The following is a 25355-nucleotide window of genomic DNA, read 5'->3' as shown; positions in this document are numbered from 1 at the left end:
ACATTTAACATACAAAACATACAAATTGCCAGTGGGTTGCACCGAAGGCATGATAACCATAAAAACAAATACAATGTTAGGACTTGGTACAGCTGCATTAGGAAGACCGCAATATATTAATATACGAAAGGATAAAAACTTAAATCCAAGTTTAGAATCCTTTAGACAAGACAGCTTTAATACACTTGAAAAAGCATACCAATTAGGTATTCGCTATTTTGATACTGCTCCGGGATACGGCTTAGCGGAAGATGTATTATTGGAATGGTTACAAACCAAAGAAGACGAAACCATTACTGTAGCTACCAAATGGGGCTATACATACGTTGCCAATTTTGATGCAAATGCAAAAGTTCATGAGGTAAAAGAACATAGCCTAGAAAAGTTAAATGCGCAATGGCAAGTTTCTAATGCATTTCTTCCGCATCTAAAACTGTATCAAATCCATTCGGCTACTTTAGAAACTGGAGTCTTAAATAATGCTGCCGTTTTAAACCGATTGGCAGTTTTAAAAAAGGAACATCCAATAGAGATTGGGATTACAACCACTGGAAGCAACCAGTTAGAAGTATTACAAAAAGCAATGGACGTTACTATAAAAGGCACACCATTGTTTGATGCGTTTCAGGTTACTTATAATGTTTTAGATCAAAGTTTAGAAACCATGTGTAATACGTTAGCAAAACAAGGCAAAAAAATAATTATAAAAGAAGCCTTAGCGAATGGTAGGGTTTTTAAAAACAGCAATTATAAGCACTACTCTAAACTATACAATACTTTAGAAAAATTAGCAATAAAATACCATGTTGGTATAGATGCAATAGCTTTAAAATTTTGCCAACAAAATATTAAGAAAAGTATTGTTTTAAGTGGCGCATCGAATACAGAACAGTTAATTTCTAACCTTCAAGCAAATAAAATCACCTTATTGGAAGAAGAATTAAATAGCTTAAAAAAATTAAAAATAACCCCTGTTGCTTATTGGCAAGAAAGAAAACAACTGCCTTGGAATTAAATAATTAGTATGTGGATTAAAAAATAAAATTCGAAAAAAGAAGTTAAGGTATAAGCTTCGGCATAATTAATGTTACAAACTTGTATATTTGAAAAATTTTTAGAATTTATGAAAAAAATAATCACGCTCCTTTTGCTAACCTTAAGCGCAACTACATTTGCACAAAACAATGCATTTCAAGCTGGCGAAAAACTTAGTTTTACAGCTGCTTATAATATGTCTGGTTTACTAACAGACCTTGCCGAAGTTCGTATGGAAACTAGCGAAGTAAAGACTTCGAAAGCCACATTATTACGTCTAAAATGTACAGCAACTACGTATAGCAAATGGGATAATTTTTTTAAAATTAGAGACATCTACGAAAGTTATGTTAACCCTAAAACCTTAACCCCTTATTTATACCAAAGAGATATTGATGAAGGTGGTCATTATAAATTTGTGAAGTATACTTTTAACCATAAAACAAATACAGTAAAAAGCCTAAGAAGACAAAAAAGCAAGAACTTTGCATCTGGTTTTTGGGACAGAAATGAGGAAGTGAAAATTAATTCGGGAACCAAAGATTTAGTAACCACTATTTACCATATTAGAAATTTAGATATCCATAAAGCTCCAATTGGAGCAACAGATTCTTTTACTGTATTATTTGATAATGAGGAAACAAAAATATCGTTTACGCTTTTAGGAAAAGAAACCATTAGTACCAACATTGGAAATAAAGAATGCTACAAATTAGCAATTCGCATTCATGGTAGCGACGTTTTAAAAGGAAATAATGCGAATCTACTTTGGCTAACTGCAGACGAAAATAAAATACCAGTTTACGCAAAATTTAGAGTAGCAGTTGGTAGTGGAGAATTAAAAATAAAATCTGCAACAGGTTTAAAAAACTAAAAACTATGAGAAAGTTATTTATCATTCTAGGGTTAATTGCAGCCATAATTGCAGTGGTTTTATCTGCTTTACCATTATTCAACATTGCGTTTATTCCTGCAATAGCCGCTTTATTGTTTGGCTTGATCGCCTTTTACTTATCTAAAAAGGAAAACGAATCTAAAAAAACAGTACAATTAATATTTTTACTAACCATAATCTCTTTATGTTTAAGCACTTACAAATCTGTTTTTAGCGAAGCTGAAATTGGAAATACAGAAGCACTAGAAGTACGCGAACAAGAAGCAGAAGATAATGCCATTGAAGCATTAGAAGGTATCGATTTATCGGAATAAATCATTATCAAATTTTGTATATATTTGAGGCTCAAAAAAATGGATGTTTATGAAGATGTACTTTTTACTATCTGCTTTTATTTTAGTTGGTTCTTGTGCTGAAACTAAATATGCTACAAAAATTGAAAACCTAAAAGGAAATATAACTATTGTTGATAGTACTTTAGTGAAAAAATATGCAGCAACCATTACTGCTGCAGCGTTAAAAGAAAATTTATACCAATTTGCATCTACCAATTTTGAAGGTCGTGCAACAGGAGAAGAAGGACAGAAAAAAGCCGCTAATTTTTTAGTCGATTTTTATAAATCGCACAACATAGCATCTCCTATTGCAGATTCTACCTACTTTCAACACATACCTAAATCCTTTTTACCAGAAGGAATACATGCTTCGGAAAACGTATTAGCTTATATTAAAGGAAGTGAAAAGCCTGATGAAGTTCTTATTATTTCTGGGCATTTTGACCATTTAGGTATAGAAAATGAAGAAATACATTTTGGTGCAGACGATAATGGTTCTGGATCTACCGCAATACTAGAAATAGCACAAGCCTTTAAAATAGCAGAACAAGACGGATTTAAACCTAAAAGAAGTATTCTTTTTTTACACCTTACTGCCGAAGAAATTGGACTACAAGGCTCTCTATACTATACCAAAAACCCAATATTTAAACTAGAGAATACCATTGCGAACTTAAATATTGATATGATTGGAAGAGTAGATAGAACTCATAAGGAAAATCCAAACTATATTTATATTATTGGTGCAGATAGGCTTAGTAAAGAATTACATTATATTAATGAATCTGTAAATACTATCACCACCAATTTAAATTTAGAGTATAAGTATAACGAAGAAACCGACAGTAACAGATACTATTACCGAAGCGATCATTATAACTTTGCGAAACATAATATTCCTGTAATTTTTTATTTTAATGGCGAACATGAAGACTACCATAAGCCTACAGATACTGCAGATAAAATAAACTATCCCCTACTAGAAAAAAGAGCACAGCTTATTTTTGCTACCGCATGGCAACTAGCCAATCAAGAAAACAAGCTATTAATGAATACCGATTTTTAATACTCCCTGTTAAAATTTATATAAAGCGTATATTTACTTAATCTATTATTTTACTTTTTCGTAATATAGTAGATTAGATTTTTTTACTAACCAACAAACGAACACCTTCATTAAAAATACAATCTTATGAAAAAATTGTTTTTCCTTTTTGGTATTTCTACTATTTTCTTTTCTTGTGGAACTTCGCAAAACAAAACAGCTACAACAAGCACAAAAACGGTAGATGTTACTACCTATGCAAACAGCATAACTTCGGCAGAACTAAAAGAGGCACTTTACACCTATGCTTCTGATGACTTTGAAGGTAGAAATACTGGAGACCCAGGACAAAAGAAAGCCGTAGAATATTTAAAAAACCACTATATAAACATAGGAGTTCCTTCGGCTTTACCAGATAACGACTACTTTCAAGAAGTACCATTACAAACATTAAAAACTCCTAAGATTGATTTATTAGTAAACGGAAAATCATTCACAAATATTGATGACTATGTATCTGTTCTCTCTAGCCCAGATGGTACATTAGATGCAAAAGAAATAATCTATGTTGGCTATGGTATTGATGATGAAAAATTTTCCAGTTATACAGATCTAGATGTGCAAAACAAAGTCGTTCTTTTTAAAGCAGGAGAACCAAAAAACACAGATGGAACCTATACTATTTCTGGAACTAGTGAAACTTCAAAATGGTCTAATCTTAGACAAGAGTTTGTTGCAAAACGAGAAGCTGCAGAGAAAAAAGGAGCAAAAGCAGTAATATTTTATAATGCAAATGCTTACGATTTTGTTGCGAGAAGATTTGGAGGAAGTCATGGAAGAATGTCTCTACAAGAAGCACCAAACAATCTATATTACTTTGTTATAAATACCAATTTAGCAAAAACGATACATAGTACAATTGATACTTCAGATAAAACAGAAACACTAAACAGCGCAATAGAATTTACGTATAAAAATGATTCCAATGGTTTCGAATCGGAAAACGTAGTCGCAATAATTAAAGGAAGTGAAAAGCCAGAAGAATACATTGTAGTTTCAGCACATTTAGACCATGAAGGAATAAAAGATGGTGAGATTTATAATGGTGCAGACGACGATGGCTCTGGTACCGTAGCCATGTTAGAAATTGCAGAAGCATTTCAAAACGCAGTAAAAAACGGTCAAGGACCAAAACGTTCTATCGTATTTTTACATGTAACTGGAGAAGAAAAAGGCCTACTAGGATCTAAATATTACACAGACGTAGACCCAATTTTCCCTTTAGCAAATACGGTTGCCGATTTAAATATAGACATGATTGGTCGTACAGATCCGAAACGCGAAAAAACCAACAGAAACTATCTTTACCTTATTGGTAGCGATAAATTAAGTACCGAATTACACAACATTTCAGAAGAAATGAATACCAAATATTGCAACATCGATTTAGACTACACCTTTAATGATGACAACGATCCAAACCGTTTTTATTACAGAAGTGACCACTATAACTTTGCAAAAAACAACATTCCAGTAATCTTTTATTTTAATGGCACGCACGACGATTATCACAAACCAAGCGATACCCCAGACAAAATTGAGTACGACTTATTAGAAAACAGAACACGACTAATATTTTACACCGCTTGGGAGTTAGCAAATCGTGAAAATAGAATAACTGTAGATAAGGCAAATTAAAAGTTGGGCGTTACCCAAAGGGTCGCGCTATCCGCTTAAATCTTTTTGTACCAAAAAGGATAACGCTACTATCGCTAACGCAAAAAAAGGAGCTATAAAATGTATTTTATAGCTCCTTTTTTAATTTCTCTTTCTATTTTTTTATTTCTCCAAAAAACTAAAACTGCATTGCCAATCCAATTCCAGTAGTATTTGCTATAATTTTATATTCCGGTTTAAACCTATTTAAAGAAGTAGTCTTTAGACTTTCATTATATAATGTAACTGCTTTTTTTGCATCTTTATTAGCACTAGCCCCAATAGGAATAGCTACAATAGCCAATCCTGCTCCAATACCAGCAAGCACCCAATTAGGATCCCCGCCACTAATTGCTTCACCAATAGGCCAACCAATTAAAGCACCTCCAGAAAAACTAATAACCGATGCAAAAACACTTTTAGATTTTGCATTCTTCATTAAGTGTAATACTTCTGCATTAGATGCTATTTTATCTACTAATTCATTAAGCCCTAACTTATTACCATCTTCATAAAACACATAGCCCACAAAGGAATGTTTTTTAAAAGAGATTTCTTGTGCATTACAATAGGAGATTGAAATGAAAGCAAGTAGTAAGATTATAGTTATTTTCTTCATCGTATTAAAATAAGGATTCTTTTTTATCAAAACTATGCAATTATTACAAACAAAAAAAGCTCCTCTTGTAAAAGAGAAGCTTTTGCTTTTGGGTGAAAGACGGGATTCGAACCCGCGACCCTCGGTACCACAAACCGATGCTCTAACCAGCTGAGCTACAATCACCATGTTTTTTATTTTAAAACTTTAAAAAAGTTTCTCAAAAGGTGTGCTCTAACCAACTAAGACTACAACAACCTGTTTTATTTTAAAACTTTATAAAAGTTTCTCAAAAGGAATGCTCTAACCAACTAAGACTATAACAACCTGTTTTATTTTAAAACTTTAAAAAAGTTTCTCAAAAGGAATACTCTAACCAACTAAGACTACAACAACCTGTTTTATTTTAAAACTTTATAAAAGTTTCTAAAAAGGAATGCTCTAACCAACTAAGACTATAACAACCTGTTTTATTTTAAAACTTTATAAAAGTTTCTAAAAAGGAATGCTCTAACCAACTAAGACTACAACAACCTGTTTTATTTTAAAACTTTATAAAAGTTTCTAAAAAAGAAGTGCCTAACCTAACGAAAAGACCCACCTTATAACATTCTTTAAGAATGCGAGTGCAAATGTAAATTATTTAGTAATTACTGCAAAGATTTTTTTAAAAAATTATTACTTTAAATCAAATAAACTTTCCACAGCAGCATAACGCTCTGTGGTAAAGCCTTCTGCATGCCCTACCCCTATTAATCTTCCTAAGTCTCTTGCTCTATAATCTACACTATCGGTAAAATTTCTACTAGAAATGGGGGTTTCTGGCTCTTTACTATTGGCGTCAAAAAACTGAGTACGATATGCTAAAACAGATGCCATTTTAGTATCTATAAAACCAGAAATATCAACAACAAAGTCTGGCTCTATATTCTTCCATTGTATATAGTGGTATACTTGCTTTGGTCTCCATTGTTTTTGTTTGCTTCCGTCTACTTCGGTTTCAATCTTTATTAGTCCACTTAAAAAGCAAGCATCACTAACCAGCTGGCTTCCTTTGCCATGATCTATATGTCTATCATCTATGGCATTAGAAAGAATAATGTCTGGCTGATATTTACGTATCATTTTAATAATCTCCAGCTGATGTTGCCTGTTATTTATAAAAAAACCATCTGCAAAACCAAGATTTTCACGCACGGTTACCCCTAAAATTTTTGCTGCATTTGTTGCTTCTTGCTTTCTAGTTGCTGCGGTACCTCGAGTACCTAATTCTCCACGAGTTAAATCTATAATCCCAACGGTTTTTCCGTTTTTTATTTCTTTTGCTATTGTGCCTCCACAACCTAATTCTACATCATCTGGATGTGCACCAAAAGCTAATATATCTAGTTTCATATGTGTTTTTAGTTTTCTAAACATCAAAAATATTAAAAAGAAGACAGATAATCGCTTTCTTTTTAACTAGCAATCATTATTCCTTGAAATAAATTAAAGAATTCTTAATAAAGAGCAGTCAAAATTGTAAAACTGGTAATACTTCGAAGTATGATAATAATCATAAATATTATCTTCTAATGGCTATACCTTTAATCCACAACTTAATACAATGAACTTTTAGTAATTATGACATTAATGATTATAATTCTTATTATCACCATCGCCTTATTTATTTGGGGCAAATTTACACCAGATATTATCGCATTATTATCTATGTTAAGTTTATTTCTTTTTGGTATTTTAAATTTAACAGAAACACTAAGCGGATTTAGTAATCCAACTGTTATTATGATTGCCGCTCTATTTATTATTGGAGAAGGATTATCGCAAACGGGATGGACAGCATTGGCTGGTGAAAAGTTTATAAAAATGGCTGGTAAAAGCAAAACGAAACTTTTACTAATAACCACATTAGGTTCTGGGCTACTTTCTGGAGTCGTAAGTAATACAGGAACAGTAGCAACACTAATGCCAGTAACTATTTCTTCTGCTTGGAGCATTGGCACATTGCCCTCTAAATTATTAATGCCTGTTGCCTTTGGTTCTAATACCGGAGGCTTATTAACACTAACTGGTACACCTCCTAATATTATAGTAAATAATGCAATGATGGAAAGCGGACTTGAAGGTTTTTCTTTCTTTGAATTTAGTTTAATAGGTATCCCCTTGTTACTAATAACTCTTCTGTACTTTAAATTTATAGGACATAAACTCTTACCAGATAACAAAACAAATAACAAACCTGTAGATATAAGCAATACACTTTATAAATGGATTGAAGCTTATAAAGTAGATGGTGAATATTACCGGTTAAGAGTAAGATCTGTATCGCCATTATTAAATACAAAATTAGGCGATTGGGATTTTGAAAATAAATACGGGGTATCTATACTTCGTATTAAGAGAAGACATCCTAACCGTCTTAAAGGAAATGACCCTTTTATTGAACTTCCAACGGAGAATACAGAATTTCTGTATCATGATATTATAACAGTAAAGGGAGAAACGCAAGCGATAAATGCTTTAATGATTAGTTTAAGACTAGGGCTACTACCTTTAAAATCCATTACTAATGAACTAAGAACCAATTTAATTAACAGAGAAGTTGGCATGACGGAAATATTGGTAACGCCGCAATCTTCTTTAGTTGGAAAGCAAATTAAATCTATTCGCTTTTTTGATAGATACAATGTACAATTAATGGCTGCTTCTCGTCACTCAACACCACTAACAGAGCCAGAAATTACGGTAAGATCGGGAGATTCCTTTTTAATTAGAGGAGAATGGAGTGCTATTGACGATTTAAAAAAACATCATGAACATATAGTAATTTGTGGGAGCCCAGAAGGCATGATTAAAACCGTAACTAATATCACCCTTAAATCGTATATCGCACTATTCGCACTCCTGTTAATGATTGTTTTATTAGTATTTAAACTTGTACCTGGTTCCATTGCTGCATTAATTTCTGCGGGGATTGTATTAATCACTGGCTGTGTTCCAATGGCAAAAGCATATAAAGGTATTAGTTGGGTGAGTGTTATTATGATTGCTGCGATGATACCTATGGGAGTTGCTTTACAAAAAACAGGAACAGCAGAACTAATAGCCAATGGACTTGTTAACACTTTAGGAGCTTTACATCCAATTGTATTGCTAGGAGGTATTTTTTTATTAACCACCTCCTTTAGTCAGGTTATTAATAATTCAGCGACAGCAGTACTAATGGCGCCTATTGCAATTCTTACCGCAAATTCTTTAAACCTTTCTGCTGCTCCATTTATGATTATAGTTGCAATTAGTGCATCCACCGCATTTTTAACACCAGTTGGCACAACTACGAATGCTATGGTAATGACGGCTGGCGGATATAAATTTATGGATTACTTAAAAGTAGGAGTTCCATTGCTACTACTCTTTCTAATAACATCATTAATACTAGTGCCATTATTTTGGCCTTTTTAATATTTAACATCTTGAACAACACATTAAAACAACAGATTATGAAAACAAGAGACCTAACAAAGTACGGAATAAAAGACACCAATGCACATTGGAATCTTTCCCCTGAAAAACTACAAGCCATTACTATTGAAAAAGGAATGGGTAAAGAAACCGCTAATGGAACATTAGCTATTAATACAGGAAAATATACTGGACGTTCTCCTCAAGATCGTTTTATTGTAAAGGATGATTATACCAAAGATCGTGTTTGGTGGGGAAAAACAAACAAACCAATCTCTCCTGAAAATTTCGAATATTTACAATCGGAAATCACAAAATACCTCAGCGGTAAAGAAATCTATGTAAGAGATGCATATGTATGTGCAGCCCCAGAATATAAAACAAATGTGAGAACTGTTACCGAATATCCTTGGTCTAACATGTTCACCTACAATATGTTTTTACGTTCTGATGCATCAGAATTAGAAAATTTCAAAGAAGACTGGTTGGTACTTTGCGCTCCTGGATACGAAGCAAAAGACCCTAAATCAATTGGATTGCGTCAAGGGAATTTTTCCATACTTAATTTTTCAAAAAAAATAGCTTTAATTGGAGGATCTGGATATACTGGAGAAATAAAGAAAGGTATTTTCTCTTCTTTAAACTTTATTCTGCCTGTTGAAAAGAACGTTTTACCTATGCACTGTTCTGCTAATGTTGGTGAAGCTGGCGATACGGCTATTTTCTTTGGATTATCTGGCACAGGAAAAACAACATTATCTGCTGACCCTAACCGTAAACTAATTGGTGATGATGAACATGGTTGGACAGCCGATAATAACATCTTTAATTTTGAAGGCGGATGTTATGCTAAAGTTATTGATCTTTCTGAAGAAAAAGAACCAGATATATTTAGAGCAATTAAACCTGGAGCAATTCTTGAAAATGTAGTTTTTAAAGACGATGGTACTATAGATTATATGGATAGTAGTATCACACAAAATACACGTGTAAGCTACCCTATTTATCATATTGACAATATTCAAAAACCATCTTATGCTAAGAATCCTACAAATATATTTTTCTTAACTGCAGATGCTTTTGGTGTATTACCACCAGTATCTAAATTAACTCCAGGTCAAGCAGCATATCACTTTATTTCAGGATATACTGCTAAAGTTGCAGGAACAGAAGCTGGTATCACAGAACCAGTACCTTCTTTCTCTGCTTGTTTTGGCGAACCATTTATGCCTTTACACCCAACCGTATATGCTGAAATGCTAAGCAAAAAAATGCAAGATGCTGGTGTTAACGTTTGGCTAATAAATACAGGCTGGAGTGGAGGTCCTTATGGCGTTGGTTCTCGAATTAAATTAAAATACACTAGAGCTATGATTACAGCTATCTTAAACGGCGATTTAGATACTGTAGATTATTCGCAACATCCCATATTTGGTTTATTCATGCCAAAAACGTGTCCGAATGTACCTGTAGCATTATTAGACCCAATGAATACTTGGACTGACAAGGGAGCTTACATTAGTAAATCGATTCAATTAGCACATTCCTTCCATTTAAATTTTGAAAAATTCGCAAGTGAAGCTTCCCAACAAATACTAGAAGGAGGCCCATTAATTGATGAGCACCATCACTTAAATGAACATATTTAATATTATCCTAATTAAAAAGAGCCCAATTCTGGGCTCTTTTATTTTTCTATGATTGTAAAAGCCAGCCAAATCGCACTACTTATTGTACTATGCATCCCAGCACAATTGTTTGCTCAAAAAACTTCTGATGACTATTTAGGTTCTTGGTACACGCTAGGTATTAACCATAGATTTACAGAAAAATTTAGTGTAAACACCTATGGGGAACTACGTTTTTATGAACCAATTTCTAATTATAATTTAACCTTTTCCAGTTTCTCTGGAAATTATCACATAAAAAAGAAACAAACTCTTAGTGTTGCTTATGCGTATTTAGATATCGATAGTGTTTTTGATGAAGACAATCGCAACAACACGAAGGAAAACAGAATCTATGAACAATACAATTACAAGCATAAGCTTGGTATTTTTAATGTACAGCATCGTTTTAGGTTAGAGCAACGTTTTTTGCAATTAGCAGCTAAAAATGAAATGCAAAATAGATTTCGTTATCGATTTAGTTTAAAATACAACATCAATAAAACGTTATTCCTTGGTATAAAAGAAGAACCTTTTGTTAATTTTCAGGATCAAGCTTTTCATGAAAATCGTTTTTTTATTGGAGCAGGTTTCCATCTATTTAAAAACATGCAACTACAAATGGATTATTTAAAACATCATATTAGAAAAAAGAATTTTAATCGTATTCAAATAGGAATTAGTATCCTAACCGATTACAGAAAATCTAAATCTGCTGTAAAATTGTAATTAACTTATCCCTCCCCTATTATAATAACCAATCTTTTTTATCTTCTTCGGTTAAAAAAGTCCAAGCCACTACTCGACTTATCTTATTACCAAGTTGCATATTAATTATCTTTATTTCTGTAGCTCCCAATTTTTTAAGTGATTTCTGCATCGATTTCACCAAGTCTTTATTAGAAACTAAACTTGTAAACCAAAAACAATTGTTTTTATGCAAAGCACTTTGATATAAATAGGTATGCAAAAAGGCTTTTTCTCCTCCTGCAAACCAAAGTTCACTTGCTGTTCCGCTAAAATTTCGCTGCCCTTGTTTGTCTGTATTACCAAGACCTTTTAGTTTACGTTGTGTCGCTTCGTATGCCTCTTTTTCATCTTTATAAAAAGGAGGATTACACATACTAACCATAAAAGTGTCATCCGGCTTTAAAATTCCGTTTAAAATTTGTGCCTTGTCCTTTTGGAAACGTAAAGTAATACTATCCCTTAACATATTCTCATCTATAATTCTTTGTGCATTTTTCAAGGAAGTGTTTTCAACATCTGTCCCTACAAAACGCCAATTATATGCAGCAAAACCGAGCAAAGGATAAATACAAGTTGCTCCTGTTCCAATATCTAAAACTTGAATTTTCTTTTTAAAAGTATAGGTTTTTAATAGATTAGCTAAATGGTGTATATAATCTACACGACCAGGAATTGGTGGGCATAAATGAGTATCATCAAACTCCCAATAATTAATAGAATAATAGGTTTTTAATAATGCTTTATTTAGATTTTTTACAGCTTCCGGATTAGCAAAATCTATGGTTAGTGTACCATACTTATTTGTAAAAACAAAAGGTTCTAGTTTAGGAAACCCCTTCAATAAAGCTTCAAAATCATACCCCTTAATATGCTTGTTATTTTTATGCAAAATACTTTAATTAGGAATTACTTATAGCTTGTTCAATATCATACATCAAATCCTTCTTAGATTCTATTCCGACAGAGAAACGAATTAAACCATCTTTTATACCTTGTTCTTTTCTAGCTTCGGCAGTTAATAAAGAATGAGATGTTTTAGAAGGTAATAACATGGTACTTTCTATTCCTGCTAAACTCATAGATGGTTTTATAAGTTGTAATGCCTTTAAAAATGCTTCTGCATCTATATTTTCTTTTAATTCAAAAGAGAGCATCGCACCATAACCTTTCATTTGCTTTTTAGCTATTTGATGATTTTCATGGTTTTTTAATCCAGGATAATATACTTTTTCTACTGCAGGATGTGCATCTAAAAATTTCGCTAATTTTCTAGCGTTTCGTTGTTGTGCTTTTACACGAATCGCTAAGGTTTTCATGCTACGTTCTAGCATCCAAACGGTATAATCACTTAAACTACCTCCAAGCGCAATTCCGGTTTGCCAAATGGTATCTATGTAAGCTTGCGAAGTAGCAACAGCTCCTGCGCAAATATCACTATGTCCGCCAAAATACTTGGTTGCACTGTGCACAACGATATCGATACCAAAGTCTATTGGGTTTTGAATAATTGGACTAGCAAAAGTATTATCGATTACTGATAAAATATTTTTCGATTTTGCTAAATCTGCGACTGCTTCCATATCAACTAATTTTAAAAGCGGATTAGAAGGTGTTTCAATATAAATGAGTTTCGTATTTGTTTGAATGCAATCCTTAAACGAGGTAATCTTTAAATCTTTAGTAAACGTGAATGCAATATTATAGTCTTCAAAGTGCTTTTCAATAAGATTTCTTGTTCCTCCATAAATATCATTTTGAACAACTACATGATCTCCTGATTTTAAAAACGCTAACAAAACAGTACTAATAGCAGCCATTCCAGATCCAAAAATCATTGCTGCTTCTGTATGTTCTAAGGCCGCAATTTTTTTAGACAAATATTCTTGATTTGGCGTGTTATAGTATCTTGGGTATCGCTTTACGTCTATATCCATAAACGCATAAGAAGACGATAAATACATTGGTGAAACTGCTCCTTTAAACTGTTCATCTGGTGTCTCACCAACATGTGTACAAATCGTATTTATTCCTAATTTATTGTCTTTCATTGTTATCCTATTTTAGTTACAAAATATAAGAGATTAAGCTTGCCCTTTAGATCGCTTTACAATTTCTTTTAAGCGTTCTTTTCGCAGTTCTTTTTCTTTTTTTTGTTTATTCACTTTTCTAGCGATTAACTTAGAATGTTTCGCTTTATTCTTTGTGTTTTTTTGTCCTTTAGGTTTTGGCATAAGCAAATGTAAATAATTTTTTATGGAAACATTTTAAATAAAGTAAGTACATTGCTATTAATAAAAGAATATTGCTTTGCAAGTACAAGAAAACCATCAACATTTTATATTACACAAGCCTTATGGCTATTTAAGCCAATTAATAAACAACCAAAACAAACGGAAAAACAAACGTTTATTAGGAGAACTATTCGATTTTCCGGAAAGAACTATGGCAATTGGCAGATTAGACGAAAACTCGGAAGGTCTACTACTTTTAACCACTAACGGTAAAGTAAGTGAAGAAATAAGAAGTGCAAAATTTGAAAAAGAATATTATGCTCAAGTAGATGGTCTAATTACTACCCAAGCCTTAAAACAATTACAAGAAGGTGTAGAAATTGGAATACATGGCACAAAATATAAAACGAAACCATGCATCGTAAAAAATATTTCTAATGTTTCTGACTTTCCTTTTGCCAATAGAAAAGTGAGAGATGCACGTCATGGACCAATGTCTTGGGTGTCTATTACATTAACAGAAGGTAAATTTAGACAAGTACGTAAAATGACTGCTGCAGTTGGTTTTCCAACATTACGCTTGGTTAGAGTTCGAATTGGTAGTATACTTCTAAAAATAGAATCTGGTAAAGTAGAAGAAGTAGCAGATTTTAATAATTAAACTTATTTAGGTTTTATAAATTTAAATATTTTCTAATTTGCATATGCTATAAGTTCTATTAGCACACAATAAACTATTAATCAGAATCTTATAAATAAAACGCCTTGACACTTATTTTTTTTGGCGCTTTTTTAACGCAATTCGCAAATTCGCAATAATTTTAAACAACTGTATACCAGATAATTACGTATTGTTGATTATTTTTTGTAACTTGCAAGTTATGACAACAGCAGACAAAGAAGTAAATTTAGAATTTTTAAAAGAAAGTATTTTATACCTAGAAAACAAAGGCTTTGATAATATTCAAGCAGATGTTGAAGGTTATGAATCTCCAAAATCTTACACTAAAAAGAGTAAAGGTGTTGATTCTTCAATAACTCCGGATATTGTAGCAGAAAAAGCAGGAAGAAAACACTATTTTGAAATTGGCTTAAAAAGTGAAGAACCGACTTTATTAAAGTCGAAATGGCGTTTTTTAGATGTTTTATCTAGAATGAAAGACGATCGATTTAAAGTAATTACACGTCGTGGTCATTATAAGTTCACACAAGACATGCTTGATGACCTTAACCTTGACAAAGAGCCAATTAAATTACCTTAATTTTTAGTAGCTTTTAATAATTTATTTTGTTCCTCCATTAAAACGGTGAGCTTTGCTAAAAGCTCAATATCTTTGGGAGTAGCCACTGTTGTGTCTTTTTCGTTGTGTGCCTTTGTACGTAAACGATTCATTGCTTTAACTACTAGAAATACGGTTAAACCAACAATTAAAAAATCTAACGAAACTTCAAAAAAGGTTCCATACTCTATTACGACTTCATTTGTAGTAGTTACACCTTCACTGTTAACAACAGCATCTCGAAGCACATATTTTTTATCTTGAAAATTTAAACCATCTGTCATTAAAGATAAAGGTGGCATAAATACTTTCTTCACTAATACATCTATTACCTTATTAAAAGATGCACCAATGATGATACCAATAGCCATATCCATCATATTGCCTTTAACAGCAAACTCTTTAAACTCTTTTAAAAATTTCATCTGGAATATTTATTGTTTATTTTTTATAAAACTTCGCATACTTTCTATATGCAAAGAAACCTAGTATCGTTACTATTGCACAAGAAATCCCTATAATTTGCACACTCATTACTTGATCTCCACTAGCATAAGAGTGTAGTCCTGCTAGGTAAAAATTTACTCCAAAATAGGTCATCATTATACTTGCAAAAGCAATAATAGACATCAAGTTAAAACCAAATCTGCCACGTAATCCAGGCACCAAACGCATGTGAATTACAAATGCATATACCATAATACTAATTAAAGCCCAAGTTTCTTTAGGATCCCATCCCCAATATCTTCCCCAACTTTCATTAGCCCACATACCACCAAGAAAGTTCCCAATAGTAAGCATAACCAAACCAACTGTTAAAGCCATTTCGTTAATAATAGTAAGCTCTTTAATATTTAATAGCATTTTCTCTTTATTGTTTGCATTAGTTGCAATCATTAAAACAAGAGAGACTATACCTAGAATCATACCTAAAACAAATGGACCATAACTAGCCACAATAATAGATACATGTATCATTAACCAATAACTATTTAAAACAGGTTGCAAGTTTGCAATTGCAGGATCTAGCCAGTTTTGGTGTGCAAAAAATAAAATAATAGATGCCACAAATGCCGTAGAAGCAATGGTTAAATCACTTTTTCTTCCAAAAAACAACCCAAATAACATTGCAGACCACGCGACATATAACATTGTTTCATAGGTATCACTCCAAGGAGCGTGACCAGAAATATACCAACGTACAATTAAGCCAATAGTATGCACAATAAATAAAGCTATGATTAACCATTTACTAATATTTACAGCTAGGTTAATGCCTTTTCTATTTTTGCTTAAAATTTGTGTAATTAAGAAAACAAACATTAAAAAACCTGCTAATAAATAATATCTATAAAGTTTTTTAAATACATTGTATTTATTGTAATTAATCTCTGCACTAATCTTATTCTCACTAAGCATAATATCGCTACCATATTTATGCTGCGTTTTATTAAAAGATTCTAAAAGCTTTTCAGCTTCAGTAAAATCTCCTTTTTGCTTTGCTTTATCTAAAGTAAATAAATATGCCGAAAAACCAGAATTTACAAAATTTCCGTAAAGGGAATCTGTAATTTTTTCTTTATAACCTTCTTTTCTGTATTCTAAAGGAGATATCCATTTGTTATTATCGTCTTCTGGGATTGGGAAAATTTTTAAGGTCAATCCTTCAATCGCATTCGATAAAATAGTAGCACGTTGGTCTGCTAACTTTAATTCTTTTTGGTATCCATTAGGCGTTTTTGTTTTGTATGCATCTTCTAAATACGGATTTAATTTATAGCTTAAATTTTCGTCAAAGAAATCTACTATAGTTGCATATTTTTTTTCCTTCGGAATACCAAGAATCGTTTTTAACGAATCGGTTTTCATTGGTGTTAGATAAATAATTGGCACATTATACCAAAGCAATGGACTTTCACTTATAGAAAGCAAAATTTGATTAGGAGACAAACCTGCATACGTTTCTTTATGATGAATTTTTCTAACTAATTCGGATGCATATGTATTCATTGGCATCATTCGTCCGCTTAAATCTTGAATCACCAATCTACCAAATTTGTCAGCATGTTCTTTTGGTGTTGCATTAGCAATTAAAATAGAGTCAATTTGCGCAGGAGTTGGAGCTTGATGTTGCTCTTCTTGGGCAAAAGTTTGTAGTGCAAAACAGAAAAAGAATACAGTAAGTAACTTTTCCTTTTTATCCTTAATCTTATTTAAGTGTCTTTTTAAATCGGAAAACCTTGTTCCTTTTGCTAACATGATAGCAATCATACCGAAGAAAAGCATAAAGTAACCAAAATAAGTTATCCATGTACCCCAAAAGTCATGATTTACAGAAAGAATAGTTCCTTTTTCATCTGGATCGAAATTAGATTGAAAAAACTTATAACCACCATGATTTAATATATTATTCATATAAATTCGGTAATCGAAATCGCCTTCCTTATTATCTAAAACAGTTACTTCACTTGCGTAGGAAGAATAGCTTCTTTCGGTACCAGGATAACGTTCTGCAATAAAATCGTTCAACTTAATTTGAAATGGTAGCTCTAAAACTTTAGAACCATAACGGAAAGCAAAATCTAAGCCTCCTATTTTAATTTGCTTAAACGCATTGTTTTTATATGGTCCTCCTAGTAACCCTACGCTTTTAGTTTCTCCATTAGCGGTAACCTTTAAAACAACGCCATCCTCGTCTCCTTTAAGAAATTGTGCTTTTTTTACAATCCCGAAATCTCCTTTCACTACAGGTTTAGGAAAAACCATTTGCATATTTCCAATTATATATCGGGAACGCAAAATTAATGGTTGTAAACTATCCTTCACAAGCTTGCCAGTGGCCATAGTAGCCATTGTTAAATACTCTCCTTCAAAAGGCGAATGAATATTTAATCCGTTCGCATCTTGTGTAATATTTATTGCTCCTTTTGTTGGCTTATCTAATGCAATTAATACATTATGAATACTTTGTACTTCACCAGATTTTAAAAAGTGATTGTGAGGTCCTTCCCCTCCTGCTTCAACTATTTTAAGGTATTCTTCACCAGTTTCATTTGGCAAAATATCTTCTTCTGCTCCTCCAATAAATTCCTCTAAAGAAATGCGAACTGGTTGCTTATTATAGTTGGTATTTACTTCAAAATTATTCTCTAAACGTGGCGAAAAATCTACTTCTCTTTCTACTGGTAATCGTTGTGGAACACCATCAATTTCATAATCTCCATCAATATACGTTGTTATATATGTTTTTTGTGACAAAAACTTACTTTCGGTAGCACCTTCTCGAATTGGCATCATACCTTCATAACTTGCATAGCGTGTAATAAACGCTCCAATAAGTATAAACAAAAAAGCGACATGCAAGATTAAAGTTGCCCATTTTTCTTTTTTATACAATCGGAATCTAAAAATATTTCCTGCAAAATTAATTACAAAAAATAGCATGATTCCTTCAAACCACCATGTGTTATAGATTAAATTCCTACTATATGGCGTTGGAGATGTGTCCATTCCTGCATCCATAAAAGTACCAACAGCCATTGCTGTTGCAAATAAAACAAAAAGTAATGCGGTTAGTCTGGTTGAAAACAGAATATCGGAGAGTTTCTTTAGCATAATAACAAGCTTATTTTTAGCTCGTGCAAATTTACGGATTTTAGTTTATTTAAGTATCGAATCGAAACAAATATTGTGTTAAAATATACGTGATTTACATTTCATCTTTTTTACGTGCAGCAAAAAGATTCATATACATAAAAGTCCCCATTTTTCTTGCTCTTCGTTTTGCATTCTCTGTGATGTCTCCTTCAAATAATTCATCTAAAGTTTGATACCATAAATTTAACCATAATCCAAAATGTAAATTATCGATGGTATGATTAAACTGTTTATCTACTTTAACATGTGCTTCTAGAGGGTTTCCTTGGTATTTATTTTCTAATTTTCGGGTCATAAAAAGACTTGTTTCCCAAAACGTAGTTAAGTGTTCTAGATGAGCACTCCAATCTTTAATGGTTTCATTAAAAAAAGGTCCAAGCGTTAGATCTGCTCTAACTTTATCATAAAAAGTAGAAACAAGTAAAAAAATATCTTCTCTAGTATTTATATCGGATTTATTCATGAATTCGAAATTAAGTTTTTATTTTGAATAAAGGAATTAAATAATATTAATTAGTAATTGATTATTCTTATTATTTTAGCAGAATGATTGACGTAGTATTACTTGGTGCAGGAAATGTAGCAACCCACTTATATAAAGCATTTACAAATGCAGAAGAAGTAACTGTAAAACAATGGTATAACAGGAGTTTAAAAACCATTGAAAAGTATAAAAATAAAGTTGCCATTACCGATAATTTAGAAGATTTGGTAGAAGCAGATATATATATTCTTGCAGTTAGTGATGATGTAGTTGCAGAATTATCTTCTAAACTTCCGTTTGAAAACAGATTGGTTGTTCATACTTCTGGTAGTGTTAGTTTATATGCCGTTGATAAAAAACATAAACGCGGTGTATTCTATCCGCTACAAACGTTTAGTAAAAATGCGAGTGTAGATTTTTCGGATGTTCCATTATGCTTAGAAGCGCTAAAAAACAAAGAAGATCTCCCTATTTTAAAAAAACTGGCAATAGCTATTGGCAGCCAACCACATAAAGTAAATAGTGACCAACGCGCTGCTTTGCATTTGGCAGCTGTTTTTGTAAATAATTTTACCAATCAGATTTACAGAATTGCACACGAAATAACAGAATCTCAAAGTGCCGAATTTGAAATACTAAAACCTTTAATTAAAGAAACGGCTAGAAAACTGGATGATATTTCTCCTTATCTAGCACAAACTGGTCCTGCCAAGCGCAACGACAAAAAAACAATAAAAAAACACTTAAAAGCATTAACAGATAAACACCATAAAGAAGTTTACGAATTGCTAACCAAATCGATACAAAAAACACATGGAAGATAAAAGCTACAAAGAATACCTAAATAATATTACAACACTAATCTTTGATGTAGATGGTGTTTTAACAGATGGAACAGTAACCGTTACTACTTCGGGAGAAATGTTACGAACCATGAACATTAAAGATGGTTATGCTTTAAAAACTGCAGTAGACAAAGGATATCCTATTTGTATTATTTCTGGCGGAAGTAACGAAGGTGTTAGAAAACGTTTAGAAAATCTAGGTCTTACAGATGTATATCTTGGTTCGCATAATAAAATAGAACAACTTCATGCGTATTTAAAAAAACACCATTTAAAGCTAGAAAATGCTTTATACATGGGAGATGACATTCCAGACATTCCTGTTATGAAACTAGTAGGATTACCATGTAGTCCTCAAGATGCAGTACCAGAAGTGAAAGCGGTTTCTAAATACATATCACATAAAAATGGAGGAAAAGGTGCTGTTCGCGATGTTATTGAGCAAGTACTAAAAGTACAAGGCAAATGGGATGGTAATTTTGATGCTAAATATGATTAGTTCGTTGTTAAGTAAAAGCATTAACAAACAGATTAAAACACTTTAATTATTTCATATTAATTATTCTTTAAAATAATGCAAAGCATATTAAACCTAATTCGCTGGAAAAACCTCTTATTAATTGTATTGGTGCAATTACTCATAAAATATGCGCTTTTGGAACCTTTTGGCGTTACTATTACTTTAAATGGCATGGGTTTATTTATTTTAATTTTAGCGACACTTTGTTTGGCTGCAGCAGGAAATATAATTAATGACATCTATGACATAGAAACCGATTTAATTAATAAACCAAATCGGGTAACTGTAGGTAAATCTATTTCCGAAAAAACAGCATACAACCTATTTTTTGCTTTTAATTTTATAGGTGTTGCTCTTGGTTTTTATTTATCGCATGTGGTTGGGAAAAGTCCTTTTTTTACTTTATTTGTTATTATTTCTGCGCTACTTTATATGTATGCTTCCTATTTAAAACAAATTCCTTTGATAGGAAATGTCGTCATCTCTATTTTAGTAGCTTTAAGTTTAATTATTGTTGGCATCTTCGATTTACTACCTGCAATAACCGCTGCAAACAAAGAAGCACAAATTACTTTCTTCAAGATTATTCTAGATTATGCGTTTTTTGCATTTATAATTAATCTAATTCGAGAAATGGTAAAAGACATCGAAGATATCGATGGAGATTATAAAGCAGGTAGAAACACGTTACCAATTGCCATTGGAAGAGATCGTGCTAATAAAGTTATTTTCGTTTTTTCTTTAATACCAATAGTTGGCGTTGTATTTTACATCACTACTTTTTTATACAAACAAGAAATTGCTGTAGCTTACTTTTTACTATTCATAGTAGCGCCACTTATTTACATTAGCATAAAACTGTTTTCAGCAAAAACAAAAAAAGAATATGCACATATTAGTATTATATTGAAACTGGTCATGCTTTTTGGCATGTTATCGATGCTACTTTACCCTTTAATTTTAAAATAATGTTGAAAGAAAAACTAAAAAACCACAATCTAATTCTTGCATCTGCTTCACCTAGACGACAAAAGTTTTTCTCGGATTTAGATCTGGATTTTAAAATTCAATTAAAACCGGTTGTTGAAGAATATCCTGATAGGCTCCGTCATTTTGAAATAACAGATTATTTAGCGCAATTAAAATCGCTTCCGTTTAAAACAGAATTACAAGAAAAAGACATTCTAGTTACTAGTGACACCATTGTATGGCATAACGAAAAAGCCTTAGGGAAACCGAGAGATAAAGACGATGCTTTTCAAATATTAAAATCGTTAAGTAATGCTACCCACGAAGTAATTACTTCGGTTTGTTTTACAACAAAAACTTCAGAAAAAACAGTAAGTGCTGTAACAAAAGTTACTTTTAAAGCACTTTCTGATATAGAAATAAATTACTACTTAGACAACTATAAACCATACGACAAAGCTGGTGCTTATGGTATTCAAGATTGGATTGGCTATATCGCTATTACAAAAATTGAAGGGTCTCATTATAATGTAATGGGTTTACCGCTTCATTTAGTGTATCAAGCTTTGTTAGAAATTACAAACTAACTTCTACTTTTTGTTTTTAAGAACTAATTCTAATTTATCTTTGCATTTTATTTTAAATTATGAAAGATATTTTTAGCTCACTTAGTGACCAATTTATAAACGCCTTAATTGTATTAGGCATCTTTTTTATTATTTGGACCATACAAAAATTTTCTATTCGAAAAATTGGAAGAAAATCTGGAATTAATGATGCAAGAATTCACTTAATAATTAGATATTCATCTGTAACACTCTTCTTAATTCTAACACTCATTTTAGCTTTTATTTTTGGTGCAGAATTTAAAAATCTTGCGTTAGTTTTTTCTTCTGTTTTTGCAGTTATTGGAGTTGCACTATTTGCTGTTTGGTCTATATTAAGCAACATCACTTCTGGTGTCATTATGTTTTTCTCGTTTCCATATAAAGTTGGAGATAAAATTCAAATACACGACAAAGACTTTCCCATAGAGGCTATTATTGAAGACATTAGAGCGTTTCAACTACACTTAAGACAAGATAATGGTGATTTAGTTACTTACCCTAATAATCTTATTCTACAAAAGGCAGTTACCCTTATAGAAAAAGATGCTATCGAAGATTTTGAACATGGTTCCGATCTTATTTAAATATAAAGTTAAATAAAGATTAAAAGCATTCTACTCGGTAGTAACTTTTTTATATTTGGTTAATAAACGAACCAAAATGATGCGAAAGCTACTACTCTATTTATTTATTTCTTTTTTTACAATAACAAGCACACAAGCACAACAACCTAAAAAACCTAATGCTTCAGAGATTTTCGAATCTTTAAAAAAGCTTAATTTTTTAGGTTCTGTATTATATGTTGCAGCCCATCCCGATGACGAAAATACGCGATTAATCTCTTATATGGCAAACCATGTAAAAGCTCGCACTGCTTACCTTTCCCTAACTCGTGGTGATGGAGGGCAAAACTTAATTGGTCCAGAAATTAGAGAACTTCTTGGAGTAATAAGAACTCAAGAATTACTTGCAGCTAGAAGAACAGATGGAGGAGAACAACGCTTTACCAGAGCGAACGATTTTGGCTATTCTAAACATCCAGACGAAACATTGGCTATTTGGAACAAAGAAGAAGTTTTAAGTGATGTAGTTTTAGCTATTAGACAATTTAAACCAGATATTATTATTAATCGTTTTGACCACAGAAGTCCAGGAACCACTCATGGGCATCATACAAGTTCTGCTATGTTAAGTGTAGAAGCTTTTGATTTAGCGAACAATCCTTCTATTTATCCTGAGCAGGTAAAAAAACATGGAACTTGGCAACCAAACCGTGAGTTTTTTAATACTTCTTGGTGGTTTTATGGCAGCCAAGAAAAATTTGACAAGGCCGACAAGAGCAAACTTTTAAACTTTGATATTGGTACTTATTATGCTTCCAATGGTTTAAGTAACACCGAAATTGCATCACTTAGTAGAAGTCAGCATAAATCGCAAGGCTTCGGTAATACAGGAACACGTGGAAGTCAACAAGAGTATATCGAATTAATTAAAGGAGAAATACCTAAGGATAAAAACAATATTTTTGAAGGAATAGATACTACATGGAACCGTGTTTCTGGAGGTAATGCAATAGGAAATATTTTATATCAAGTAGAAAAAGATTTCGACTTCACAAATCCTTCCGCTTCTATTCCAGAACTATTGAAAGCTTACCAGCGCATTGAAAAATTAGAAGACAATCATTGGAAGCAAATCAAATCCGAAGAAATTAAAAACCTTATATATAATTGTGCTGGTTTATATTTAGAAGCTGCAGCCGAAAACAATCATGCTACAGCAAATGAAACTGTTCATTTAAACATTGAACTTATTAACAGGGCTTCTGAAAATGTACAATTAAAAACCTTACAAATTAATAATGAAACTCCTCTTTTAGAAGAAAAAACATTAGTCAAAAACGAAAAAATAGGGCTTAAAAAATCTTTTTCTGTAAAGAAAGACCAAGAACCAACAACACCATATTGGCTAACAAAAAAAGGAACGCTTGGCATGTACCAAGTAAACGATAAAAGTTGGATAGGCAAGCCAGAAACACCTCGATATTTTAATGTAACTTTTGGCTTAAACATACAAGGTATCGCAATTTCGTACACAAAACCAATTATCTATAAAACCAATGATCCTGTAAAAGGAGAAGTATACAAACCTTTTGAAATTATCACAGAAGCTTCGGCCAAAATAGCAGAAAAAGTAATAATTTTTGAGAACGATAAGCCAAAAGAAATCCCTGTACTTGTAAAAGCTGGAAGAGATAATCTTGAAGGTTTTGTAGAAATTGCATATCCTAATGGATGGAGTGTTTTTCCCGAAAAGCAAAAATTTGCCATCGCTAATAAAGGACAAGAACAAACCCTAATATTTACTATTATTCCTCCTAAAAATCAAAGTGAAGGACTAATAACCCCAATGGTTCATGTTGCAGATAAAACCTACACTAAGGAACTTATTGAAATGGAATACGATCACATTCCGTTTCAAACGGTTTTATTGCCTAGTGAAAGTAAAATTGTTCGATTAGATATTCAAAAAAAAGGAGAAAACATCGCGTATATTGAAGGCGCTGGAGATGTGATCCCTGAGAGTTTACAACAAATTGGTTACAACGTAGTAACTATAAAACCAGAAGATATTAATACCGAAACCTTAAGCAAATTTGATGCTGTTGTAGTTGGTATTCGTGCATACAACACCGTTGAAGCTTTAAAATTTAAACAACAAATATTATTCGATTTTGTCGCTAATGGTGGAAACATGATTGTGCAATATAATACTAACCGAAGATTAAAAACAGAGCAACTTGCTCCTTATTCTTTAACCCTTTCTAGAGATCGTGTTACCGACGAAAACGCAAAAGTTACCTTATTAAAACCAGAACATGAGCTATTAAATTTTCCAAATAAAATAACTGAAAAAGATTTTGAAGGCTGGACACAAGAACGTGGTTTGTATTTTCCGGATAAATGGTCTAAAGAGTTTACTCCTATTTTATCAATGCATGACAAAGGAGAATCTGCTAAAAAAGGAAGTTTACTGGTTGCAAAACATGGCAAAGGTTATTATATATATACCGGATTAAGTTTCTTTAGAGAGTTTCCTGCTGGAGTTTCTGGCGCTTACCGATTATTTGCAAATATGTTAAGTATAGGAAAAGAGAATATACATGCAGTAAACACAATAAAAAATTAAAAATAACCGCAATGAACCAACCAAAATATAAATGGAATAACATGTATACTTTAATACTTGTTGCAAACG

The 25355-nt window shown here is 32.2% G+C and carries 24 protein-coding genes and 1 tRNA gene; 16 read left to right on the top strand and 9 right to left on the bottom strand.

Annotated elements, in window-relative coordinates; genetic code table 11:
- Positions 1–31: 31 nt before the first annotated feature.
- From Q4512_RS09975 to Q4512_RS09955, 5 genes are all read left to right on the top strand, one after another.
- Positions 32–1015: an aldo/keto reductase gene (locus Q4512_RS09975; RefSeq protein ID WP_368389418.1), complete on the top strand. Its 984-nt coding sequence runs from the start codon at positions 32–34 to the stop codon at positions 1013–1015.
- 108 nt (positions 1016–1123) lie between these two features.
- Positions 1124–1909: a DUF3108 domain-containing protein gene (locus tag Q4512_RS09970; protein ID WP_303424134.1), complete on the top strand. Its 786-nt coding sequence runs from the start codon at positions 1124–1126 to the stop codon at positions 1907–1909.
- Between the two features lie 5 nt (positions 1910–1914).
- Positions 1915–2244 carry an FUSC family protein gene (locus Q4512_RS09965; protein WP_303424133.1) on the top strand — a complete coding sequence of 110 codons (330 nt, stop codon included), beginning with the start codon at positions 1915–1917 and terminating at the stop codon, positions 2242–2244.
- 49 nt (positions 2245–2293) lie between these two features.
- A complete protein-coding gene (locus Q4512_RS09960; protein WP_303424132.1) occupies positions 2294–3331 on the top strand; it encodes a M28 family peptidase in 1038 nt (345 codons plus the stop codon).
- A 126-nt stretch (positions 3332–3457) separates the two neighbouring features.
- A complete protein-coding gene (locus Q4512_RS09955) occupies positions 3458–5008 on the top strand; it encodes a M28 family peptidase (RefSeq protein ID WP_303424131.1) in 1551 nt (516 codons plus the stop codon).
- Positions 5009–5165: 157 nt separating this feature from the next.
- Here the strand turns inward: Q4512_RS09955 and Q4512_RS09950 are convergent, their stop codons facing one another.
- From Q4512_RS09950 to bshB1, 3 genes are all read right to left on the bottom strand, one after another.
- On the bottom strand, positions 5166–5645 hold the full coding sequence (locus Q4512_RS09950; RefSeq protein WP_303424130.1) for a hypothetical protein: 480 nt from the start codon (positions 5643–5645) through the stop codon (positions 5166–5168).
- Between the two features lie 90 nt (positions 5646–5735).
- A tRNA-His gene (locus Q4512_RS09945) sits at positions 5736–5811 on the bottom strand.
- 491 nt (positions 5812–6302) lie between these two features.
- Positions 6303–7019, bottom strand: a complete 717-nt coding sequence (gene bshB1 / locus Q4512_RS09940; protein WP_303424129.1) for a bacillithiol biosynthesis deacetylase BshB1 — start codon at positions 7017–7019, stop codon at positions 6303–6305.
- 228 nt (positions 7020–7247) lie between these two features.
- On the opposite strand from bshB1, the gene Q4512_RS09935 reads away from it, so the two are divergent.
- From Q4512_RS09935 to Q4512_RS09925, 3 genes are read left to right on the top strand one after another with little or no spacing between them, the layout of a single operon-like run.
- On the top strand, positions 7248–9086 hold the full coding sequence (locus Q4512_RS09935; RefSeq protein ID WP_303424128.1) for an SLC13 family permease: 1839 nt from the start codon (positions 7248–7250) through the stop codon (positions 9084–9086).
- A 38-nt stretch (positions 9087–9124) separates the two neighbouring features.
- Complete coding sequence (gene pckA / locus Q4512_RS09930; protein WP_303424127.1) at positions 9125–10735, top strand: phosphoenolpyruvate carboxykinase (ATP); 1611 nt, start codon at positions 9125–9127, stop codon at positions 10733–10735.
- 48 nt (positions 10736–10783) lie between these two features.
- Positions 10784–11482 (top strand): DUF2490 domain-containing protein, encoded by a 699-nt coding sequence (locus Q4512_RS09925; protein ID WP_303424126.1) that lies wholly within the window; start codon positions 10784–10786, stop codon positions 11480–11482.
- A 19-nt stretch (positions 11483–11501) separates the two neighbouring features.
- On the opposite strand, the gene rlmF is transcribed toward Q4512_RS09925, so the two are convergent.
- From rlmF to Q4512_RS09910, 3 genes are read right to left on the bottom strand one after another with little or no spacing between them, the layout of a single operon-like run.
- Positions 11502–12392 carry a 23S rRNA (adenine(1618)-N(6))-methyltransferase RlmF gene (gene rlmF / locus Q4512_RS09920; RefSeq protein ID WP_303424125.1) on the bottom strand — a complete coding sequence of 297 codons (891 nt, stop codon included), beginning with the start codon at positions 12390–12392 and terminating at the stop codon, positions 11502–11504.
- A gap of 10 nt (positions 12393–12402) precedes the next feature.
- Positions 12403–13551, bottom strand: a complete 1149-nt coding sequence (locus Q4512_RS09915) for a PLP-dependent aspartate aminotransferase family protein (protein ID WP_303424124.1) — start codon at positions 13549–13551, stop codon at positions 12403–12405.
- 33 nt (positions 13552–13584) lie between these two features.
- Positions 13585–13734, bottom strand: coding sequence for a hypothetical protein (locus Q4512_RS09910; protein WP_303424123.1), 150 nt, complete (start codon positions 13732–13734; stop codon positions 13585–13587).
- Positions 13735–13810: 76 nt separating this feature from the next.
- On the opposite strand from Q4512_RS09910, the gene Q4512_RS09905 reads away from it, so the two are divergent.
- Both Q4512_RS09905 and Q4512_RS09900 read left to right on the top strand, forming a co-directional pair.
- A complete protein-coding gene (locus tag Q4512_RS09905; RefSeq protein WP_303424122.1) occupies positions 13811–14395 on the top strand; it encodes a pseudouridine synthase in 585 nt (194 codons plus the stop codon).
- A gap of 220 nt (positions 14396–14615) precedes the next feature.
- Positions 14616–14996: a hypothetical protein gene (locus Q4512_RS09900; protein ID WP_303424121.1), complete on the top strand. Its 381-nt coding sequence runs from the start codon at positions 14616–14618 to the stop codon at positions 14994–14996.
- Here Q4512_RS09900 and mscL read toward each other — a convergent pair.
- From mscL to Q4512_RS09885, 3 genes are all read right to left on the bottom strand, one after another.
- Positions 14993–15439, bottom strand: a complete 447-nt coding sequence (gene mscL, locus Q4512_RS09895; RefSeq protein WP_303424120.1) for a large conductance mechanosensitive channel protein MscL — start codon at positions 15437–15439, stop codon at positions 14993–14995. The two genes, Q4512_RS09900 and mscL, sit on opposite strands and share 4 nt — an antisense overlap.
- Before the next feature lie 16 nt (positions 15440–15455).
- Positions 15456–18629: a cytochrome c biogenesis protein gene (gene ccsA, locus Q4512_RS09890; protein WP_303424119.1), complete on the bottom strand. Its 3174-nt coding sequence runs from the start codon at positions 18627–18629 to the stop codon at positions 15456–15458.
- A gap of 94 nt (positions 18630–18723) precedes the next feature.
- A complete protein-coding gene (locus tag Q4512_RS09885; RefSeq protein ID WP_303424118.1) occupies positions 18724–19134 on the bottom strand; it encodes a group III truncated hemoglobin in 411 nt (136 codons plus the stop codon).
- 83 nt (positions 19135–19217) lie between these two features.
- On the opposite strand from Q4512_RS09885, the gene Q4512_RS09880 reads away from it, so the two are divergent.
- The 6 genes from Q4512_RS09880 (at position 19218) to Q4512_RS09855 (ending at position 25286) form a co-directional block, all read left to right on the top strand.
- Complete coding sequence (locus tag Q4512_RS09880; protein WP_303424117.1) at positions 19218–19979, top strand: Rossmann-like and DUF2520 domain-containing protein; 762 nt, start codon at positions 19218–19220, stop codon at positions 19977–19979.
- Positions 19969–20499 (top strand): HAD family hydrolase, encoded by a 531-nt coding sequence (locus Q4512_RS09875; protein WP_303424116.1) that lies wholly within the window; start codon positions 19969–19971, stop codon positions 20497–20499. Before Q4512_RS09880 ends, Q4512_RS09875 begins: the two co-directional genes overlap by 11 nt.
- 75 nt (positions 20500–20574) lie before the next feature.
- A complete protein-coding gene (locus Q4512_RS09870; protein WP_303424115.1) occupies positions 20575–21489 on the top strand; it encodes a geranylgeranylglycerol-phosphate geranylgeranyltransferase in 915 nt (304 codons plus the stop codon).
- The gene (locus Q4512_RS09865) at positions 21489–22076 is read left to right on the top strand and encodes a Maf-like protein (protein WP_303424114.1); all 588 of its coding nucleotides are present in this window, start codon (positions 21489–21491) and stop codon (positions 22074–22076) included. The genes Q4512_RS09870 and Q4512_RS09865 overlap by 1 nt, the downstream gene beginning before the upstream one ends.
- A gap of 59 nt (positions 22077–22135) precedes the next feature.
- Positions 22136–22681 carry a mechanosensitive ion channel domain-containing protein gene (locus Q4512_RS09860; RefSeq protein WP_303424113.1) on the top strand — a complete coding sequence of 182 codons (546 nt, stop codon included), beginning with the start codon at positions 22136–22138 and terminating at the stop codon, positions 22679–22681.
- A gap of 79 nt (positions 22682–22760) precedes the next feature.
- Positions 22761–25286: a PIG-L family deacetylase gene (locus Q4512_RS09855; RefSeq protein ID WP_303424673.1), complete on the top strand. Its 2526-nt coding sequence runs from the start codon at positions 22761–22763 to the stop codon at positions 25284–25286.
- Positions 25287–25355: the final 69 nt, after the last annotated feature.

It is taken from the genome of Oceanihabitans sp. 2_MG-2023, from assembly GCF_030547245.1.
In the GTDB taxonomy this organism is placed as follows: Bacteria; Bacteroidota; Bacteroidia; order Flavobacteriales; family Flavobacteriaceae; genus Oceanihabitans.
Note: the sequence above shows the minus strand (reverse complement) of the source record. Positions and strands in the feature narration are given on the sequence as shown.

What these genes read in the sequence shown, in the direction of transcription:
- Q4512_RS09970 (WP_303424134.1), top strand. Translation starts at nt 1,124, where the DNA reads ATGAAAAAAATAATCACGCTCCTTTTGCTAACCTTAAGCGCAACTACA.
- Q4512_RS09965 (WP_303424133.1), top strand. Translation starts at nt 1,915, where the DNA reads ATGAGAAAGTTATTTATCATTCTAGGGTTAATTGCAGCCATAATTGCA.
- Q4512_RS09960 (WP_303424132.1), top strand. Translation starts at nt 2,294, where the DNA reads ATGAAGATGTACTTTTTACTATCTGCTTTTATTTTAGTTGGTTCTTGT.
- Q4512_RS09955 (WP_303424131.1), top strand. Translation starts at nt 3,458, where the DNA reads ATGAAAAAATTGTTTTTCCTTTTTGGTATTTCTACTATTTTCTTTTCT.
- Q4512_RS09950 (WP_303424130.1), bottom strand. Translation starts at nt 5,645, where the DNA reads ATGAAGAAAATAACTATAATCTTACTACTTGCTTTCATTTCAATCTCC.
- bshB1 (WP_303424129.1), bottom strand. Translation starts at nt 7,019, where the DNA reads ATGAAACTAGATATATTAGCTTTTGGTGCACATCCAGATGATGTAGAA.
- Q4512_RS09935 (WP_303424128.1), top strand. Translation starts at nt 7,248, where the DNA reads ATGACATTAATGATTATAATTCTTATTATCACCATCGCCTTATTTATT.
- pckA (WP_303424127.1), top strand. Translation starts at nt 9,125, where the DNA reads ATGAAAACAAGAGACCTAACAAAGTACGGAATAAAAGACACCAATGCA.
- Q4512_RS09925 (WP_303424126.1), top strand. Translation starts at nt 10,784, where the DNA reads ATGATTGTAAAAGCCAGCCAAATCGCACTACTTATTGTACTATGCATC.
- Q4512_RS09915 (WP_303424124.1), bottom strand. Translation starts at nt 13,551, where the DNA reads ATGAAAGACAATAAATTAGGAATAAATACGATTTGTACACATGTTGGT.
- Q4512_RS09910 (WP_303424123.1), bottom strand. Translation starts at nt 13,734, where the DNA reads ATGCCAAAACCTAAAGGACAAAAAAACACAAAGAATAAAGCGAAACAT.
- Q4512_RS09900 (WP_303424121.1), top strand. Translation starts at nt 14,616, where the DNA reads ATGACAACAGCAGACAAAGAAGTAAATTTAGAATTTTTAAAAGAAAGT.
- mscL (WP_303424120.1), bottom strand. Translation starts at nt 15,439, where the DNA reads ATGAAATTTTTAAAAGAGTTTAAAGAGTTTGCTGTTAAAGGCAATATG.
- ccsA (WP_303424119.1), bottom strand. Translation starts at nt 18,629, where the DNA reads ATGCTAAAGAAACTCTCCGATATTCTGTTTTCAACCAGACTAACCGCA.
- Q4512_RS09885 (WP_303424118.1), bottom strand. Translation starts at nt 19,134, where the DNA reads ATGAATAAATCCGATATAAATACTAGAGAAGATATTTTTTTACTTGTT.
- Q4512_RS09880 (WP_303424117.1), top strand. Translation starts at nt 19,218, where the DNA reads ATGATTGACGTAGTATTACTTGGTGCAGGAAATGTAGCAACCCACTTA.
- Q4512_RS09875 (WP_303424116.1), top strand. Translation starts at nt 19,969, where the DNA reads ATGGAAGATAAAAGCTACAAAGAATACCTAAATAATATTACAACACTA.
- Q4512_RS09870 (WP_303424115.1), top strand. Translation starts at nt 20,575, where the DNA reads ATGCAAAGCATATTAAACCTAATTCGCTGGAAAAACCTCTTATTAATT.
- Q4512_RS09865 (WP_303424114.1), top strand. Translation starts at nt 21,489, where the DNA reads ATGTTGAAAGAAAAACTAAAAAACCACAATCTAATTCTTGCATCTGCT.
- Q4512_RS09860 (WP_303424113.1), top strand. Translation starts at nt 22,136, where the DNA reads ATGAAAGATATTTTTAGCTCACTTAGTGACCAATTTATAAACGCCTTA.
- Q4512_RS09855 (WP_303424673.1), top strand. Translation starts at nt 22,761, where the DNA reads ATGCGAAAGCTACTACTCTATTTATTTATTTCTTTTTTTACAATAACA.